Origin of the sequence: Siminovitchia terrae (genome assembly GCF_003605405.2) — a bacterium.
Lineage (GTDB): Bacteria > Bacillota > Bacilli > Bacillales > Bacillaceae_C > Siminovitchia > Siminovitchia terrae.
Map to the genome: position 1 here is coordinate 1 of NZ_QYTW02000008.1, position 18,138 is coordinate 18,138.

An 18,138-nucleotide genomic window follows, 5' to 3' on the forward strand; every position below is an offset into this window, starting at 1 on the left:
AATTACTTGCCACTTTTGCGAGATACTGCCCACTTTTTCAAATTACTTGCCACTTTCGCGAGATACTATCCGATTCGACAAATTACTATCCACTTCCACGAATTACTAGCCCGTTATGCCAAAGGACTATACCATCACTTTGCAAATATCATTTGTAAATTCTATTGGGTCCTCGATAGGCAACCCTTCAATTAACAGGGCTTGATTATACAAGAGATTCGTGTAAAGGCCGACTTTTTCCTTGTCTTGTTCGTAGGCAGATTTCAATGATTTAAATACATCATGATCTGAGTTTATCTCCAAGATTTTATCCGCTTTTACTTCCTGATTATTCGGCATGGCACTAAGGATTTTTTCCATTTCAATGGAAACTTCCCCGTCGGTGGTCAAGCATACAGGATAATTTTTAAGGCGTGTTGAAATTTTGACATCCTTCACTTTGCCGGAAAGTGTCTCCTTCATATGATCCAGAAGATCTTTATTTGCCTTCTCTTCCGCCTCTGTCTTCTCCTTGCTTTCTTCATCAATGCCCAAGTCGCCGCTTGCAACTGATTTAAATTCTTTATCCTTATAGGACATCAGTATTTTTATCGCAAATTCATCGACATCTTCCGTGAAGTATAGAATCTCATATCCCTTTTCCGCTACAAGTTCAGTCTGCGGCATCCGGGCGATTCTTTCATTTGTTTCGCCGGTTGCATAGTAAATGTACTTCTGGTCTTCTGGCATTCTGGATACATACTCATCAAGCGTGACAAGCTTCTCCTCTTTGGAAGAATGGAACAATAATAGATCCTTCAGTACGTCTTTATCCTGCCCGAAGTTGTTGTAGACGCCAAATTTAAGCTGGCGGCCGAAAGAATTGTAAAACAGTTCATATTTCTCCCTATCGCTCTTTAAAAAGTTCTCCAATTCCCGTTTGATTTTACTTTGGATATTTTTAGCGATAAATTTCAACTGCCGGTCCTGCTGTAAAATTTCCCTAGAGATATTCAGAGACAAATCCTCTGAGTCGACCATTCCTTTGACAAAGCTGAAATAGTCTGGAAGCAGGTCTGCGCATTTTTCCATAATGAGCACACCGCTCGAATACAGCTCGAGCCCTTTTTCAAATTCTTTCGAGTAATAATCAAAAGGAATATTTTCTGGTATAAACAAGATGGAATTGTACCTCACAGTGCCGTCGACTTTTATATGGATATGTTTGAGAGGTTTGTCAAAGCCGTAATGTTTTTCCTGATAAAAATTCACGTAGTCTTCATCAGTCAGTTCACTTTTGTTCTTTCTCCAAATCGGAACCATGCTGTTGATCGTCTGTTCTTCTTTGTATTCCTCAAATTCATTTTCGCTATCTTCTTTCAGTCTGCTTTCCGTTACTTCCATCTTGATTGGATAGCGGATAAAGTCGGAGTATTTTTTGATGATCGATCTTAAACGGTACTCTTCCAAATATTCATCATAATTTTCATCCTCAGTGTTTTCCTTGATCTTTAAGATGATTTCGGTCCCCACATTCTCTTTTTCATAAGGCTCGATTGTATAACCCTCGGCGCCAGTGGATTCCCATTTAAAGGCTTGATCAGTGCCAAATGCCTTGGTTAGAACCGTCACTTTATCTGCTACCATGAAAGCTGAATAAAAGCCGACACCGAATTGGCCGATAATATCGTGGCCGTCTTTAATCTCATTTTCATTTTTAAATGCCAGCGAACCGCTCTTTGCTATAACACCAAGATTGTTTTCAAGCTCCTCTTCCGTCATTCCAATTCCGGTGTCCATTACTTTCAAGGTTCGGCTCTCTTTGTCAACTTCGACTCTTATGTAATAGTCCTCACGATTAAACACCAAGGAATCATCCGTAAGCGCCTTATAATACATCTTGTCAATCGCATCACTCGCGTTGGAAATCAACTCCCTCAAAAAGATTTCGCGATTGGAGTAAATGGAATTAATCATCATATCAAGCAGTCTTTTGGACTCTGCTTTGAAAGCTTGCTTTGCCATTTGAAAATCCCCTTTCTATTGTCCTTGGCACTCTATCCACACGAGTGCTAATAACTAATTTAATAACATATAGGGGGAAGACATGTCAATACAAAACACAAAGGAGCAGCTCATGCCGCTCCTTTCAAGTCTATTATTTCAAACTTCCAAAATGCGGTCCTGCTCCCTTCTCTTCTTTCCAGTTGAGAAGCTGAGACACCGTGACAAATTGGTAACCTTCCTTTTCCAACTGAGTCAAAAGAGACGGCAGTGCATCTGCTGTTGAGGGATGGATATCGTGCATCAGAACAATTCCCCCCGGAGCGACGCTGCTTTCAATTTTCTTTTTTACCGAAAAAGCATTTCGGCTCTTCCAATCCAAGGAATCGACAGACCAAAGAATGATAGAGTCTCCGTTTTCTTTAGCGTATGTAAAAAAATGATCGTTATAAGCTCCATAGGGAGGACGAAGTAGATGAGGAGTGATCCCGGTTGCTTCTACAATTTTTTCCTTCGTATAGTTCATTTCTTCCTTTATTTTCTCCAACCCTAATTTTGATAAGTTTGGATGGCTCTTAGAATGATTCCCGATCTCATGGCCCTCTTCCGCCACTTTTCGAGCAAGTTCCGGATAGAAATCCACTTGGTTTCCAAGCATAAAGAAAGTGGCTTTAGCATTGTGTTCCTTCAATGTATTCAATATTCTTGGTGTTACATCCGCGCTTGGCCCATCATCGAAAGTCAACGCCACATATTTTCCATCCGGGTCCAATTTCAGCTGTTCCTTTTGGATGATTTTTTCTTTTTCAAGCCGCTGCTCTTTTGGCATTTTTAAAAATGAATCAACGTCTTCTTGCAGATAGATATACATCTTTTCAACAGGGACATCAATTTCAATGGCGCCAGCCGCTCCCCCGGCAATTTGGTATTCATCTATGTATAAGGAAAAGTTCTTCCGGTCGATAGACCATTCCCAGTCTTCCGGATGCTTCACCCACTGATTAAACTCTTCTACCAGCAAATAGGGCTGGATATCCTTATTATTATGAAGCTCCTTCCAAATGACCTTTTGAATGCCTTCCAGATGATCTTGATCCAAATCCAAAATATCACTGATTTTCAGAAAGCGGTCATGTTCAATATCGATGTTGAATACTTTTACCGTATTCTGTCCGTTTGCTCCCCCACTTATCATATACGTTCGGAAAACAAGGCTGTAATAATGTTCCGTAATCCGGTGGGTCTCCATCTGAATGTTGAGGTCGGCGCGCATGCCGTCTGACACCCCGGTTTTGTTTTGTTCAGCTTCTTCTATAAATTTCTTCTTTTGTCCCTTGATCCATTTATTGATGGATTGATTGACTTTCTCACTATCTATATCAGGCTCATTGACCGAATATGTATATGTATCCGTTTGTTTTGTTACAGTTTTCAAGTTGATTTTAGGATACTTGCTGATCACTTTCTCGTCTTGGATTTCTTCCTGGCTCTTCGCCTTAATTGAGCCATTTACTAATTTATCAACTCCTCCGATTATAAGAAAAATCACCAAAAACAAAAGAATCCACCCAGATAATTTAATCCGCCCAGCCAATTGAAAAATTTCTCCTTTTTATCAAATTTGCCCGTACAAAATATGAATCTGCTACTCTCTTAAGTTTACACTGATGTATCAATTATTACAATTGGATTACAGGTATTCCTGGAAAAAAAGTTCAAAAAAAGAAACCCACTTATAGAAAGCGGGTTGTGCAATATACAACATCATTTCAGGAGAAAAAACACATAATCTGTTGGAACACCTCGTGTACCTTGCTGGTGGAGCATCGCAGTCACATTTCCACGATGATACGTCCCATGATTGACTACATGCTGGATAAGATCCGCAAGTTTGAATTCACATTGGCCATATTGGGGGTGCTCCGCAACAATGATTTGTTCAAAATCGTGCTGTTCGCTTAAAAAATGATAAAACTCTTTGGAGAGTTCTTCATAAAACACCTCGAATTCATCTATGGATGCTCCCGTAATTTCTGACTTTCGCCGTTCAACTTCCGCTATGGTATCTTGAAAGTTGTTTCCTTTCATCGTCCCCAGCCAAACAATGTCTACTGTATAGAGATGGACCAGAACGTCATGGATGGACGGAAACACACTTTGAACCATGTCGTTTAAAATGTTTTCGGGCATTTGTTTTAAATGCTGAATCACTTGTTTATTCGCCCAGACATGATAGTCATATAACTTTTTTGATTGATTTTGTTCCATAAGAGCTCCCTTTATATGTTGATTTTGCAGATCCGAAGTTCTTTACCTTAAAGCTCTATAAGCATTCAAATGCCCGTTTCCAAAGTTCTTTTTATCAGTACCCTTTACCTGATCCACCGCTGTTTTGTATAACAAGCCCTCCAGTTTTTTCGGCGTCATTTTTCCATGCTTGTCTATCAGCAATGCTGCAACAGCCGATACCTTCGGAGCCGCCATAGATGTACCGATGGACCAATAATACCCGCCATCCTGACTTGTGCTCAGATTGAACTCTTGTTCAAACAGGCGCTCACTTATATATTCATCAAGTCTACCTTCTGCTTCATATTGATCATACATCCTGGCATCGCCGCCCACTGCGGCAATGTCTATAAAGCCAGGTCCGTAGTTTGAGTAGTTTGCCAGAACGTCTTTCGGTCCTGTGGCAGAAACAGTCACAACACCCGGAATTGTACCTGGCACTTCAAAGCCAGCTCCAACAGCATAAAGCCCATATTCGGCAAGTTCTAAATTGATATAGTCCATAACTGATTTTTTATTCGTTGCATTCAGACTCTCATTTCCTGCGGCCACAACTACAAGAGACCCTTTACTTGTCGCATAATCCACGGCACGTTTGTATGCGTTGAAATCCGCCACCTCATTTCCGAGGTTTTCCTTTTTTCCTGTTTCCGGATCAACATAAAAAATTTGTCCTTTGACATCAAATCCGCCTAAGCTCATGGAAATGACATCTACCCCATCGTTGGCAGCAGCGACCATGGCTGCAATAATCCACGAAGTTTCAGCAGAGCTGGTGCCAAATACACGATAAGACCGGATTCCTACATCTGGCGCCACCCCCAGCATGGCTCCATTTGCAGCGATAGAACCCGCAACATGACTTCCATGCCCATGAAGGTCATCGAAGGCATTTGGATCTCCATTTTCATAAGGTTCCGTACCTTGGTATCCACCAGCAGGAACAAAGTTTTCGGAGCCAGGCATCAGGTTTTTCACCAAATCTGGATGATTTCGATCAATTCCTGTATCAACAATTCCCACAACAACATCATGGGAACCTGTTCCAAGCTTGTAGCTTTCCCCATTATGAGTGATACGCTGAATATCCCATTGCTTGTCCCAAAGAGCAGTATTGGTTGGATTTACATTGCTGGCCTTGATCTTGTGAGCCTTAGGAAGATTCCATTTGATCGAAGGATTGGCTGTACTCACACCGGAAATCCCTTTCAATTTACCAAACGCCTTTGACGGAACCTTCACCTCTGCAAATCCAATTTCTGGAACTGTATAGGTAACTTCTCCCCCCAGGCTTTTTATCTGCTGTTCAAATGTTGAAGGAATAGCACTCTTGTTAAACAGAACCGAATAGCGCCCCTCTTTCGAGCTGCTCGCTTTTGCATGACTGACCAACGGCAGGAAACTCAGTAAAAGAATGAAGCTGGCAATGACGGCAAAGAACTTTTTCATCATGCTCCTCCTCAGCAAAGTTATTTCTTTCTTAAAATAACTTTCGCCGGGAGGCTCGGGTTTTCCTTTGATTCTTTTGACCCAAGTTATGAGAAATTTCTCCAACCCACGGCATTGCTGTAGCCAACAACACTCTTCTAATATAGACTAGCTTTAATTAAGTATATCGAGAGAAGGTGGCAGCAGAAATGTATGAGTTAAAAACAAAGCAAAATGACAACAGTGTGATTGAATTCATAGAAAAGGTAGATAGCCTCAAGAAACGGGAAGACGCTTATCAATTGCTTGATATTTTTACGGAAACGACTGGATACGAAGCAAAGATGTGGGGACCTAGCATTATCGGGTTCGGTTCCTATCATTACAAATACGAGTCCGGTCATGAAGGGGATGCACCGCTTGTTGGCTTTTCACCCCGAAAAGCCAAGTTCAGCCTTTACCTTTCAGCATGTGACCCGGCAAAGGAAAGCTTATTGAATGAATTAGGCAAACATACTGCCGGGAAATCCTGCGTCTACATTAATAAATTGGCGGATATTGATGTGTCTGTTTTAAAAAAGTTAATTGGACAGTCGGTAACATTTCTGCGAAAAACATACCCAGATCAATGACGAAAAGGAGCAGCCGCGGCTGCTCCCTCTTATTGTTTCATCAGTTCTGTTCTTGGCCTTCCTCTTCCTCCAAATCATCCGGGTATACAAGTGTATTAAAAACTTCACCGTTATCGACATTTTTTAGCGTGATTGTCACTTTGGCTTTCTCTCCTGGGGTCCCGGCAAATACTTGGTGATAAAGACCGGTCATACCCAACCCTAATGCTGCAAAACCGTCGAAGCCATTCTCAAAAGCTTCCTGGTCCACTGAAAGTGTAAATTCAGAAAAGGATTTGTTATGGATCACTTCTTTGATAGATGGAAAATCTTCGCCACTTTTTATTTCATCTATATATTCAAGAGCAGTCTTATCTATTTCCTTCATCATCTCTTTGTAATCCGACTTGGACATTTTGTAGGTGATTGACCCATCCTCATTCTTTATTACTTCTTTTACTCCACCTTCTTTTGCTTGAGCAATCATTTCGTCCACGTTTGCCTCTTCAAAAAAACCCTTTGGAAGCGTCACTTCAACATTCAACAATCCTTTATCAACTTCTACTCCCTGCTCTTTCTCTTCTTTTTCTACGTTTTCATTCGATGACATGTCCTTGCCACATGCAGTAACCATTAATAACAACGCAAGTGTTATCAACATGATGAGCTTTTTCAAAAAAATTCCCCTTCCCACTTTTTTCATTTCAAAAACTAATCGCTTTATTTCGACCTCCCCATTCTCTAGGGATCCTTCAAAATCTAGCTTGAGCTGTTCAGTAGGTAGACATCCACTTTCAGATTATCGGCGCTCCCACTAGCTTAAAAGTATTCTTTCTTTATATGAATCCTGAAAGCTTTTATAAAGGACTCTGGTGATGAAGGCACGGTATACGAAAATATACCTCTACTCGTATGTACATATAGCAACCCGCCTTCATCACCCATTTTTCGGAATGACAAATCAGATATGTCCCTTGTTGGAAACTCGCGGTGCTTTGTAACCAGACGGTCATAATAAAGATAAATTTGACGGTCTTCTTCTTTATACACAATTTCGGCATCAATGATTTGCCTCTGGACTTTTACATACGACTGAACGGCTAATAAACGCATAAAAGACCTCCAATGTACCATACTTTTCTTTCATTTTAATGATTCAAGTATTCATTGTTAAGAAAAGCGCAAGGCGAATTTTGATGAGGGAGTTCCTTCGACCGCCACATCCTGTGACTTCGGTGGCACTAGTACTTCCTATACGTCGGCCCGCTCAAGCAGCGACGTCCTGTCGCCTCGCCTGCACTAGTACTTCCTGTACGTCGGAGCTAAACATAATCAAATGCGCCTCGGCGTATTTGCGCCCAGATTTTATCGAGCTCCGCTCGATAAAGTTCCTCTGAAAATCTGAGGCATCCGCCGGAGGCTTTAACTTTATTCAGTCGGGGTTTGAACCCCCACTGAATGAAATACCAATAGGCATTCATCTCACCACTTACAGAAGCGGGAGACTTCTGCTGAATGAAGTTAAATCTTTATTCAAATAACATATTTCATCTGATTTTATACTGTCTTACTCTTCCAAAAAACCCCAAAGAGCACTGCCCTTTGAGATTAAGTTCTTATGGCCTTACAAAGTCAACTTTTTCTTCCGCCTCTAGGTTGACGATTGTTTCACTTGGCTTCGTTTTAGATATGATGCGGCCGTTTCGAATAGAGTATTTAACAATCGCCTGTCTTCGAATCGCTTCATATTCATTTTCAGCGGAAAGAACGATCAAGTTGGCAGGCTTACCTTTTTCGATTCCGTAGCTGTCTTCTATATTTAGTGTCTTAGCGCTGTTTTCAGTAATCAGATCGATAGAATTGACGATCTGTTCATAGCCCATTAACTGCGAAGCGTGGATACCCATATGAAGCACTTGTAGCATATTTCCTGTACCAAGCGGATACCATGGGTCGAAAATGTCATCATGTCCGAAGCAGACATTCATTCCTGCTTCCAACAGCTCTTTTACGCGTGTCAGCCCCCGCCTTTTCGGATATGTGTCGAATCTCCCTTGCAGATGGATATTGACAAGCGGATTGGACACAAAGTTGATTCCGGATAGCTTTAAAAGCCTGAACAGCTTGTACGTATAGGCATCATTATAAGACCCCATTGCTGTTGTATGACTTGCGGTGACTCGGCTGCCAAGTCCTCTTTCATATGTTTCTGCGGCCACCACTTCAACAAAGCGAGACTGCTCATCATCAATTTCATCACAGTGGATATCAACAAGGCGGTCATATTTTTCCGCCAAGTCAAATGCTGATTTTAATGAATCGACTCCATACTCTCTTGTGAATTCAAAATGGGGAATTCCGCCGACAACATCAGCACCCATTTTCAAGGACTCTTCCAACAACTCCACACCGCTGGGATAGGAGAGGATTCCTTCCTGTGGAAAAGCGACGAGCTGCAAATCCACATATGGAGACATTTCTTCTTTCACTTCCAGCATTGCCTTCATTGCAGTTAAGTCAGGGTCTGTTACATCCACATGAGTACGAACATATTGTATCCCTTGGGCAATCTGCCACTTCAATGCCGTTTTAGCCCTTGTTTTGACATCATCCAAAGTAAGACTTTCTTTTCTTTGCGCCCATCTTTGAATACCTTCAAATAATGTACCGCTTTGATTCCATTCCGGCTCTCCGGCCGTCAACGTTGTGTCTAAATGGATATGGGGCTCAATAAAAGGCGGAAGGACAAGAGATCCATCCACGTCTAGTATCTCTTGATCCGTTTGTTCAACAGCACCTTGTGAAATCTCTTCAATTTTATTGTCATGAATGACGATGTTCCACAAACCGTCTTTGCCCCGGAGTTTTGCATTTTGAATGATCATTGATCAGCCCACCTTTTCTGTAACGATTTTTTCTTCACTCTGTTTTCTGCCAAACAGCTTGGAAAGGATAACAAACGTAATGACTGAACCCAGCAGCGAATTGATCGGCGGGATACCCGGAACGAATTCTGCAATGGCCACCCCTGCCGCCCATGCAACAATGGCTACCCAATTGACCGCTTTAAAAGTCATTTTGTCAAAACTTTTGTACTTGCCGCGGTTCACGATGAAAAAGTCTGCCAATATGATGGCACCAATTGAAGGCAATGTCGACCCTAAAATGGTCAACCAGTTTACAAAATGATTGTAAAGCCACATTGCCAGAACTGTACCGACAATTCCGTTAAAAATAACCACTTTGCTTCTAGGTATTTTTGTGATATTTGAAAATCCCAAACCTGATGCATACAAAGCATTGTCGTTCGTTGTCCAGATATTCAATCCCAACACAATAATGGCTGGAACAATCAGATTTTGCAAGAACATAACCTCTGAAATATCCGATTGCCCTGTTGCAATTGCTCCAACAGCTCCGAACAGGAACATAAGTGAATTCCCGATGAAAAAGGCAACAACAGTTGAAACGACAGCCGAACGCTTCGTTCTCGCAAATCGGGTAAAATCGGGTGTTAATGTCCCTGCGCTAATAAACGAACCTACACATATAGTCAAAGCGGCCGCCAGCCCAATCGCTTCTGTCGGCTGGTATTCGAACAGCGCCTGCATGCCCCCGACTGATTCGGTCGCTTTAAACACGGAAAAGCTGCCAAGGACTGTGATAAGCGGAACGGCAATAAAACCGAGGATGGTCAAAGCTTTCATCCCGAAAAACGCTGTGACTGTCATTAATATTCCTGCAATTCCAATCAAAAGGTACGTATCCAAGCCTGTCACTTTTTGAACCGGGACAGCAAACATCGCTACCCCTACGCCGAACCAGCCGACCTGTGTTGCGGCAAGGAGGAATGAAGATAAGTAAGAGCCTTTTTCACCGAACGCATAGCGGGCAAGTAAGTGGGTGGATAGACCAGTCTTTCCCGCGATATATGCGAGCGCTCCAGTATAAGCGCCAAGGATCATGTTTCCAGCAAGAGTAATCCCGATAAATTGCATGAAGGTCAGGCCTTTGCCCAGAGTGCCTCCCGACCACATACTGGCGGAGAAAAACGTAAGCCCTAACATGACGACTAGAATCTGCCAAAAGTTATTGCGGTGTGATTGAGGTACTGCCTCGAGTGAAAAATCCTTATCTATTTTTTCCATACCAATTCCTCCTAAATTAAAATTGAACTGGTACTAAGAAGGATTCTTAGGATAAGAAAACAGGCTTCCTGCCATTTTCTGACAAGAAGCCTGTCTCCAAGCAGAACAATGAGCGAAGCTTGACCCCCTCGCTACTGTTCATTGATCCGTTGTCCTTGTCAGCCTCACGGGACTGAATTAAAGGTACCAGTATTAAACTGGATATATTATTTCAAAAAAAATTAAGGGAGTCAACACAAAATCACAGGAATTTTTTTCAATTAACCTTCTTTTCATATACAATAACTATAGAATATGCAAAAAGAACGGTGATCCTATGTTTAAAATCTTTCTCATAGAAGACGATACGACTTTATTTAATGAAATCAAAGAGCGGCTTTCGCAGTGGTCCTATGATGTATATGGTGTAACAAACTTTGAACAGGTACTTCAAGAATTTACCACCATCAATCCCGATTTGGTTGTGATTGATATCCAGCTTCCGAAATTTGATGGATTCCATTGGTGCCGGATGATCCGCTCCCATTCCAACGTACCGATCATATTTTTATCATCTAGAGACCACCCCACGGATATGGTAATGTCCATGCAGCTCGGAGCCGACGATTTTATCCAAAAGCCTTTCCATTTTGACGTGTTAATTGCAAAAATCCAGGCCATTCTCCGGCGCGTCTATAACTACAATACGGAGTCTTTGGATTTGAAAAGCTGGTGCGGAGCAACCGTTGATTATGCAAAAAATACAGTTGCAAATGAGAACGGAACAGTCGAATTGACGAAAAATGAAATGTTTATCTTGAAGGTTCTCATTGAGAGGAAAAACAGTATTGTCAGCCGTTCGGATCTGATTAAAAGCTTGTGGGATGACGAAAGGTTTGTCAGTGACAACACGTTGACAGTCAATGTAAATCGTTTAAGAAAGAGCCTCGATAAAATAGGGATCGGCAAATTTATCGAAACAAAAGTAGGCCAGGGCTATATGGCGAAAGAAGAGGAACAATAGATGTTTAAAAAATTTTTGATTGAAAGACGCAGTTGGATCTTGCTGTTTTTATTTATCCAGTTCCTCTTCCTTTTTATCGCCTATATAGATTTGTCTATTCCTTTCACGCCGGTTGCCTATATTGTGTTTTTATCGCTTATCATCTTCATCGTTTTTCTGGCGGTTCGCTACAACAAAGAAGCACCCTTTTACAAAGCTCTGGAGGAATGGGAAAGCGGCCTTGATTTATCGGGAATCATGGATGCTAATTCCCCATTTGAGAGAATAGTGGATGAGAGCATCATAGAGCAAACAAAAAAACTGAAGCGGACAGCCGCCAGAAATCGCTTAATTCTCGAACAGGAAAGAGACGATTTGTTATCCTGGATCCACGAAGTGAAGACTCCTTTAACGGCCATGCATTTGATGATTGAACGATTGGAAGACGAAAAGATGAAAGCACAATTGACATATGAATGGCTACGGATACACCTTTTACTTGACCAGCAGCTTCATGAAAAGAGGATTTCATTCATTGAAAACGACTTGCATATTGAAAAAATCGACTTGCAGCCGTTGGTTTTTAAAGAGATTAAGAATCTCCAATCATGGTGCATACAGAAAGGCATCGGATTTGAAGTCGATTTGAATGCGGATGAGATCCTCAGCGATGAGAAGTGGCTTGCTTTTATCCTGAGGCAGCTCCTGACGAACGCGGTTAAATACAGTGTTTCTTCCGATATTATCATTCGGAGTACAGCGGAAAACGATCATACAGTTCTGGAAGTCAAGGACTTTGGAAGAGGCATTGATGCAAAGGATCTCCCTCGCATCTTTGATAAAGGCTTCACTTCGACAACCCATCCAGATCAGGCCGCCACAGGCATGGGACTCTATTTGGCGAAAAAAGCTGCCACTTCCTTGATGATCCAAATCCAGGTGAGTTCAAGGCCTGGAACGGGTACCACGTTCATACTTACCTTCCCCAAATCAAACGATTTTGTAAATCTCACACGCATGTGACATGATTGTCACATGCTTTTATCATTTGTTCGGCCAATCGAAGGAAAAAACCATTCAATCCTTTTATGATAAAAATAACGAAAAAAAGCAAAAGCGCCTTGGTCAGTATGACAAACAAACTCTAAGTCACTATAGGAAATTGTCTTGGGACCTCAAGGGCTAGGCGCTGAAGCTGGACATCAGTAAAGGAGCGAACAAAATGAGCATTCTTGCAGCACAAAAAATTTATAAAAGCTACGGGAATAAATTCAATAAACAGGAAGTTTTAAAAGGGATAGACCTCGAAGTGGAAAAAGGTGATTTTGTCAGTATCATGGGTGCTTCCGGATCTGGAAAAACTACATTGTTGAATGTCCTTTCCTCCATCGACAGGGTCAGCCAGGGCATCATCAAAATTAATGGAAAGGACATTGTCGGCATGAAGGAAAAGCAACTTGCCGAATTCCGGAAAAATCATCTTGGCTTCATTTTCCAGGACTATAATTTGCTCGATACCTTGACGGTGAAAGAAAATATCCTTCTTCCATTGTCCATTACAAAGACGCCTAAAAAGGAAGCTGAACAAAAATTTCATCAGTTGGCAACTGAGCTTGGCATCGCCGAAATAAAAGATAAATACCCGAATGAAATTTCCGGTGGGCAGAAACAGCGAACTTCAGCAGCAAGGGCCTTCATCCACAATCCAAGCATCATTTTTGCAGACGAGCCGACAGGCGCGTTGGATTCCAAATCCGCTTCGGATCTTTTAAATAAACTGAGCGGCTTAAACGAAAAGCTGGGTGCGACGATTATTATGGTCACACATGATCCGGTGGCCGCAAGCTTTTCAAAAAGTGTGATATTCATCAAAGACGGACAAATGTATACACAGTTGAACAAAGGCGAAGAGACGAGGCAGACGTTTCTGAAGGATATCATGAAAACCCAAGGCGTACTGGGCGGTGTCCACGATGAACGTTAATCAGATCATTTTCCGCAACTTGAAAAAGAACATCAAGAATTACTATCTCTATGTTTTTGCGTTGATTTTCAGTGTTGCCCTTTATTTCGCTTTTGTCACTTTGCAATATGATCCTTCGATGGACGAAGTAAAAGGCTCCATCAAAGGCGGGGCCGCTATCAGAGCTGCATCCGTTATGCTTGTGGCTATTGTTTCCGTCTTTCTTTTATATGCCAATCAGCTTTTTATTAAAAGAAGGAGCAAAGAAATAGGCTTGTTTCAGCTCATAGGAATGACTAAAAATAAGATTTTTCGGCTTTTAAGTGCTGAAAATTTTATTCTTTATTACAGCTCTATGATTGCGGGAATCTTTATAGGTTTCTCCGTCTCTAAGTTAATCATCATGATCCTGTTTAAAATAACAGGCGTGGATGCAATTGCCACTTTAACGTTTTCATCCAAGGCGCTGATCCAGACAGTGATCGTTTTTTCTGTCATCTATCTGTTCATCCTAATGATGAATTACCTGTTTATCAAGCGACAAAGCATCTTGTCATTATTCCGGGTTCTTTCTTCCACTGAATCAAAAGTGAAAAAGCTATCCAAGTTTCAAGTGGTCATCGGAATCCTTGGAATCATCTTGATTATTACAGGCTACTATGTATCTTCAAAGCTGTTTAGCGGTGATTTTACAACGATGCCGCAATTATTCGGGGCGATGCTGTTTATTCTGGCTACCGTCATAATTGGAACGTACCTTTTCTATAAAGGGTCTGTCAGTTTCCTTTTCCACCTCATCCGGAAAAGGAAGAAGGGATATTTAAATATTAACGAAGTCCTTTCGCTTTCTTCCATCATGTTCCGGATGAAATCGAATGCGTTGCTGCTCACCGTTATTACAACAGTATCGGCTTTGGCAGTTGGACTTTTATCTCTCAGCTATATTTCGTACTATTCGGCGGAAAAATCAGCTCGGGACAATGTTCCAGCGGACTTCACCTTAACGGACATAAAAGATGCAAATGAGCTAGAAGACTCTTTTAAAAGAAATCAAATTGCCTTCAGTGAAACAAAAATCAACGTTATCCAAGTGGAAGCCAATGTAAAAGACATTCTGGACAGTGATCTGGAAGGAATAAATTTTGATCCCAATGTCATAGAGATGGCTGTCGTCAGTGACAAAGACATTGATGGCATCGATGTATCTCCTAACGATACGATATTTACCGGATATTCCGATCTGATGAAGAAGTTTATTTCTTTTAAAGATCAAGGGACAATCAAGTGGAAAACACAAAACGAAACAATTATGCAAAATTATAAAGGCATGCGGAAGGAACGGATCATTTCTTGGACTTTTACAAGCGGTGGACTTCCAGTTGCAATTGTAGACGATACCGTGTTTAACCGACTAAAGAAGGATTTGAATCCTAAGATTCAGAAAGAGCCGGTTTACATCGGAATTGACCTTAAGGATGACAAGGATATTGAAAAAGCGAATGACATCTTTAAAACACTTGGCTTTGATGAGATTGGGACTTACCATTCTCTTTATGAAATGATCAGCACACAAAAACAATTATTCGGCCTCACCATGTTTATCGTCGGCTTCTTGGGGCTCACCTTCTTGATTACATCAGGCTGTATCCTTTATTTTAAACAGATGGATGAAGGTGAAGACGAAAAACCGAACTACACCATTTTGAGAAAGCTCGGATACACACAGAATGACCTGTTGCGTGGTATCCAAGCGAAACAATTATTCAATTTCGGTATCCCGCTCGGCATCGGATTGCTCCATGGTTATTTCGCCGTCAAATCCGGATGGTTCCTTTTCGGGTCGGAGCTGTGGACACCAATGTTTATTGTGATGCTCCTTTACACTGCACTGTATTCCGTCTTCGGCCTGCTGTCTGTCTTTTATTATAAAAAGGTGATCAGAGAGGCTTTGTAATACATCACTCAAGCCCCCCGCCAATCCAGCGGGGGGCTTGCTAATGCTTTATAACTCTTTCTTCTGCATAAAGTCCTCTTTTACATATTTGAATACACGGATAATGATGTAAATCCCAAAACCGGATGTCAAAAGGGCGATCAGTGAAAAAACAATATTAGTTACTGTGCCGCCAAACCCTGACAGAAACGGGAAGGCAAACAAATTACCGCTGAAATGGCGATAGAGTCCCAAGATAATCAAAGTTCCCCAAATCACTGACAGTACAATCAAGTCCTTATTATTTGAAATCGTTTTGCTATTATTAAACATATTGATGCAGTCCGGCGACATTTGGTCTTCTCCCCTGCTAGCATCAACTAGACTAATGGATACATAAAGGATGATAGCCAAGGCAACACCCCAAATAATGACAGGGATACCCAGATAACCTTCACCGCCAAATGCAGCGTATGGTCCTCCTACTTGAATCATCATAAAAAGAGTAGCGGCCACTGTAAGGATACAGCCCCAAAACGCCGCTTTCTCAGTCATCTTTCTCCAATATAGTGAAAGCAAGACAAGCGGTGTTAAAGCTGAAATAAGGATGATCTGAATACCTACAGCAGCAATGACGATACCATTGGCTGAAATAAACGGAGCAAAAACAATGGCTGTTAACCCAATAATGACCGTAAACATCCTAGTTAACCGAATTTGCATTTGATTATTGAGATCAGACTTTATCTTTAAAATAATATTTTTAACAATGATACCACTGCCCGCATTCAAGTAAGTCGAAATCGTGGACATAGCAGCAGCGGCCACAGCAGTTACTACCAAAGCTGCTCCAAATAACGGCAATGTTTCTCTCACAAGTCGGATAACAACCTCGTCTGTATTCACCAAGCCAGGCAGCAAGACTACCCCATAAGCGCCAATAATCACAAGAATCCAGGCATTCAGCCAATCCAATATAAAAAAACTGTAAACTCCTTTCCGGCTCTCTCTGAAACTTTTGGCAGCGAGGGCACGTTGGATAAAGCCAAGGTCTACCGGAATCCAAAAAGAAGTCGCTAATATAAACGCAATCAGACTGAACACTGTCACTTCCGGAGGAAGAGTAAACAAGTCAGTAAACCCGGCAAACAGCGTTGTCCCCTCCGCTCCTGCCTGCAGATCAAAACCGGATTTTCCCACATATTCAGTGATAAAACCGGTGAAAAACCCGTATTTTATACTTAGCATATAAAACAAAGCACTAACACCCAGTAAAATGATGACCATTTGGACGGCATCTGTAAGAACGACCGCTTTTAATCCACCTGTCATTGTATAAAGAATTGTTACTACAGCGATTGGGCCGATGCTCCATGCCCAGGATACGCCTGTGATAACCTCAATGATCAAAGCGACCCCAAAAAGAGACATTCCTATTAAAAAAATACTCCAAGACACCTGGATAACGGATAATAAAATCTCTAGGCGCCTGCTTTTTCCAAAACGGGCATCAGCCAGATCCCCTACCGTCGATAAATTCATAAGGCGCAGACGAGAACCGAACCTGCTTAATAGGATGGTTCCAATTGTTGAGGAGGACAAGGCTGCCCAGAACACATAAGTAAATCCAGTGGAATAGGCGAAGCCCGGCTGCCCCATGACAGTTGCTGTATTAGCCACAGTTGCGGCGAATGTCAAAGTCAGTACATACCAGGGTAAATTTCTTCCTCCAAGAATATAATCATCTAATGAACGCAATTGTTTTGAAACCTTATACCCTATATATAACATTCCCAGCAGGTAGATGGCGCCGACTGTTAAAATGACAATGCTCTCTCCGTTCATCACTTGTTCCCCTTGTCTACAAAATCAACGACAGTACGAATAAATGATTCCTGTTCTTCTATGAACGGCATATGACCGCTTTTTTCAAAAATGCTTAGAATGGCATCTGGCAGGAGTCCCTTCATTTCTTCCGCTTGTGAAACGGGCGTAATCCAATCATGTCGGCCCGCTACTATCAGTACTGGCATAGTTAATTTCGGTAATTGTGCCCGGACATCATAATGTGGCATGAAATGTTTAAATGTATAATTACACACTTCCAGCGAACCAATCGGGCGATTCCCCGTCTCATACATCAGCTGTTCATCCTTTTTATAAAAATACAGGGCAAAACATTCATCCCACCAGGCTTCCAATTCTTCATCACCCTGGATTTTCCCCTCAAAAAGCCTTGGAATCAGCTCTAATTGCCGGGGTGTTGCAATCTTCTTTGCAAAGCTTTTGGCATCTTCATAAAAATCCTTACTTGGAGCCGTACAGATGAGCAGCAGCTTTTCAACAGATGACGGATATTTAATGGCATACGTTTGTGCTACCATGCCGCCAAAGGAGTGGCCCAGCACATGCACTTTATCTAAACCGAGGTATTTCCGGAAAGCGTCAATATCATCCGCTAATTGTTCCAGCGTGCAAGTCGCTGGATCAACCCGCTCTGACTGTCCGTTGGCCCGGTGATCCAGGTAAATAAGCTGCATATGCTCGGTTAGCGGATCAAACCACGGCTTGAAATCGGAATGATCACTTCCCGGCCCTCCATGCAAAACAATACAGGCCGAACGGTGTTTCATTTTGGGGCCGTCAGGTATATAGCCTGAGCCATCGATATCGAAGAATAATTTTACTCCATTAACATGTGCGTACAAAAATAACCTCTCCTCGCGCTTTTTTATTCACATCAATTTAGTCGGAAATATGTATACCGTATTATAACAATAACCTGTACATAAAAAGAAGAA

At 41.8% G+C, this 18,138-nt stretch carries 16 protein-coding genes; 5 read left to right on the forward strand and 11 right to left on the reverse strand.

Annotated elements, in window-relative coordinates; genetic code table 11:
• Positions 1-126: 126 nt before the first annotated feature.
• The 4 genes from htpG to D5F11_RS09990 all read right to left on the reverse strand — a co-directional run bounded on the left by htpG (position 127) and on the right by D5F11_RS09990 (position 5,721).
• Entirely contained in the window at positions 127-2,004 is a 1,878-nt protein-coding gene (gene htpG, locus D5F11_RS09975) for a molecular chaperone HtpG (RefSeq protein WP_120115936.1), read from the reverse strand.
• 133 nt (positions 2,005-2,137) lie between these two features.
• Positions 2,138-3,577, reverse strand: coding sequence for a polysaccharide deacetylase family protein (locus D5F11_RS09980; protein WP_120115935.1), 1,440 nt, complete (start codon positions 3,575-3,577; stop codon positions 2,138-2,140).
• A 170-nt stretch (positions 3,578-3,747) separates the two neighbouring features.
• The gene (locus D5F11_RS09985) at positions 3,748-4,251 is read right to left on the reverse strand and encodes a DinB family protein (RefSeq protein ID WP_120115934.1); all 504 of its coding nucleotides are present in this window, start codon (positions 4,249-4,251) and stop codon (positions 3,748-3,750) included.
• A 42-nt stretch (positions 4,252-4,293) separates the two neighbouring features.
• The gene (locus tag D5F11_RS09990; protein ID WP_120115933.1) at positions 4,294-5,721 is read right to left on the reverse strand and encodes a S8 family peptidase; all 1,428 of its coding nucleotides are present in this window, start codon (positions 5,719-5,721) and stop codon (positions 4,294-4,296) included.
• A gap of 188 nt (positions 5,722-5,909) precedes the next feature.
• On the opposite strand from D5F11_RS09990, the gene D5F11_RS09995 reads away from it, so the two are divergent.
• The gene (locus D5F11_RS09995) at positions 5,910-6,332 is read left to right on the forward strand and encodes a DUF1801 domain-containing protein (RefSeq protein ID WP_120115932.1); all 423 of its coding nucleotides are present in this window, start codon (positions 5,910-5,912) and stop codon (positions 6,330-6,332) included.
• 40 nt (positions 6,333-6,372) lie between these two features.
• Here the strand turns inward: D5F11_RS09995 and D5F11_RS10000 are convergent, their stop codons facing one another.
• The 5 genes from D5F11_RS10000 to codB form a co-directional block, all read right to left on the reverse strand.
• Positions 6,373-6,987 (reverse strand): hypothetical protein, encoded by a 615-nt coding sequence (locus tag D5F11_RS10000; protein WP_126646550.1) that lies wholly within the window; start codon positions 6,985-6,987, stop codon positions 6,373-6,375.
• A gap of 143 nt (positions 6,988-7,130) precedes the next feature.
• Complete coding sequence (locus D5F11_RS10005; RefSeq protein WP_120115930.1) at positions 7,131-7,424, reverse strand: hypothetical protein; 294 nt, start codon at positions 7,422-7,424, stop codon at positions 7,131-7,133.
• A gap of 209 nt (positions 7,425-7,633) precedes the next feature.
• A complete protein-coding gene (locus D5F11_RS26285) occupies positions 7,634-7,792 on the reverse strand; it encodes a hypothetical protein (RefSeq protein ID WP_185830618.1) in 159 nt (52 codons plus the stop codon).
• A gap of 135 nt (positions 7,793-7,927) precedes the next feature.
• A complete protein-coding gene (locus D5F11_RS10010; protein ID WP_120115929.1) occupies positions 7,928-9,196 on the reverse strand; it encodes a cytosine deaminase in 1,269 nt (422 codons plus the stop codon).
• A gap of 3 nt (positions 9,197-9,199) precedes the next feature.
• On the reverse strand, positions 9,200-10,459 hold the full coding sequence (codB, locus tag D5F11_RS10015; RefSeq protein ID WP_120115928.1) for a cytosine permease: 1,260 nt from the start codon (positions 10,457-10,459) through the stop codon (positions 9,200-9,202).
• Positions 10,460-10,775: 316 nt separating this feature from the next.
• On the opposite strand from codB, the gene D5F11_RS10020 reads away from it, so the two are divergent.
• From D5F11_RS10020 to D5F11_RS10035, 4 genes are all read left to right on the forward strand, one after another.
• Positions 10,776-11,462, forward strand: a complete 687-nt coding sequence (locus D5F11_RS10020; RefSeq protein WP_120115927.1) for a response regulator transcription factor — start codon at positions 10,776-10,778, stop codon at positions 11,460-11,462.
• Positions 11,463-12,464 carry a sensor histidine kinase gene (locus D5F11_RS10025; protein WP_120115926.1) on the forward strand — a complete coding sequence of 334 codons (1,002 nt, stop codon included), beginning with the start codon at positions 11,463-11,465 and terminating at the stop codon, positions 12,462-12,464.
• 199 nt (positions 12,465-12,663) lie between these two features.
• Positions 12,664-13,425 carry an ABC transporter ATP-binding protein gene (locus D5F11_RS10030; RefSeq protein ID WP_120115925.1) on the forward strand — a complete coding sequence of 254 codons (762 nt, stop codon included), beginning with the start codon at positions 12,664-12,666 and terminating at the stop codon, positions 13,423-13,425.
• On the forward strand, positions 13,415-15,358 hold the full coding sequence (locus D5F11_RS10035; protein ID WP_120115924.1) for an ABC transporter permease: 1,944 nt from the start codon (positions 13,415-13,417) through the stop codon (positions 15,356-15,358). The genes D5F11_RS10030 and D5F11_RS10035 overlap by 11 nt, the downstream gene beginning before the upstream one ends.
• 48 nt (positions 15,359-15,406) lie before the next feature.
• On the opposite strand, the gene D5F11_RS10040 is transcribed toward D5F11_RS10035, so the two are convergent.
• Positions 15,407-17,182: a sodium:solute symporter family protein gene (locus D5F11_RS10040; RefSeq protein ID WP_120115923.1), complete on the reverse strand. Its 1,776-nt coding sequence runs from the start codon at positions 17,180-17,182 to the stop codon at positions 15,407-15,409.
• Positions 17,182-18,045 (reverse strand): alpha/beta fold hydrolase, encoded by an 864-nt coding sequence (locus D5F11_RS10045; protein WP_120115922.1) that lies wholly within the window; start codon positions 18,043-18,045, stop codon positions 17,182-17,184. Before D5F11_RS10045 ends, D5F11_RS10040 begins: the two co-directional genes overlap by 1 nt.
• Between the last annotated feature and the right edge of the window lie 93 nt (positions 18,046-18,138).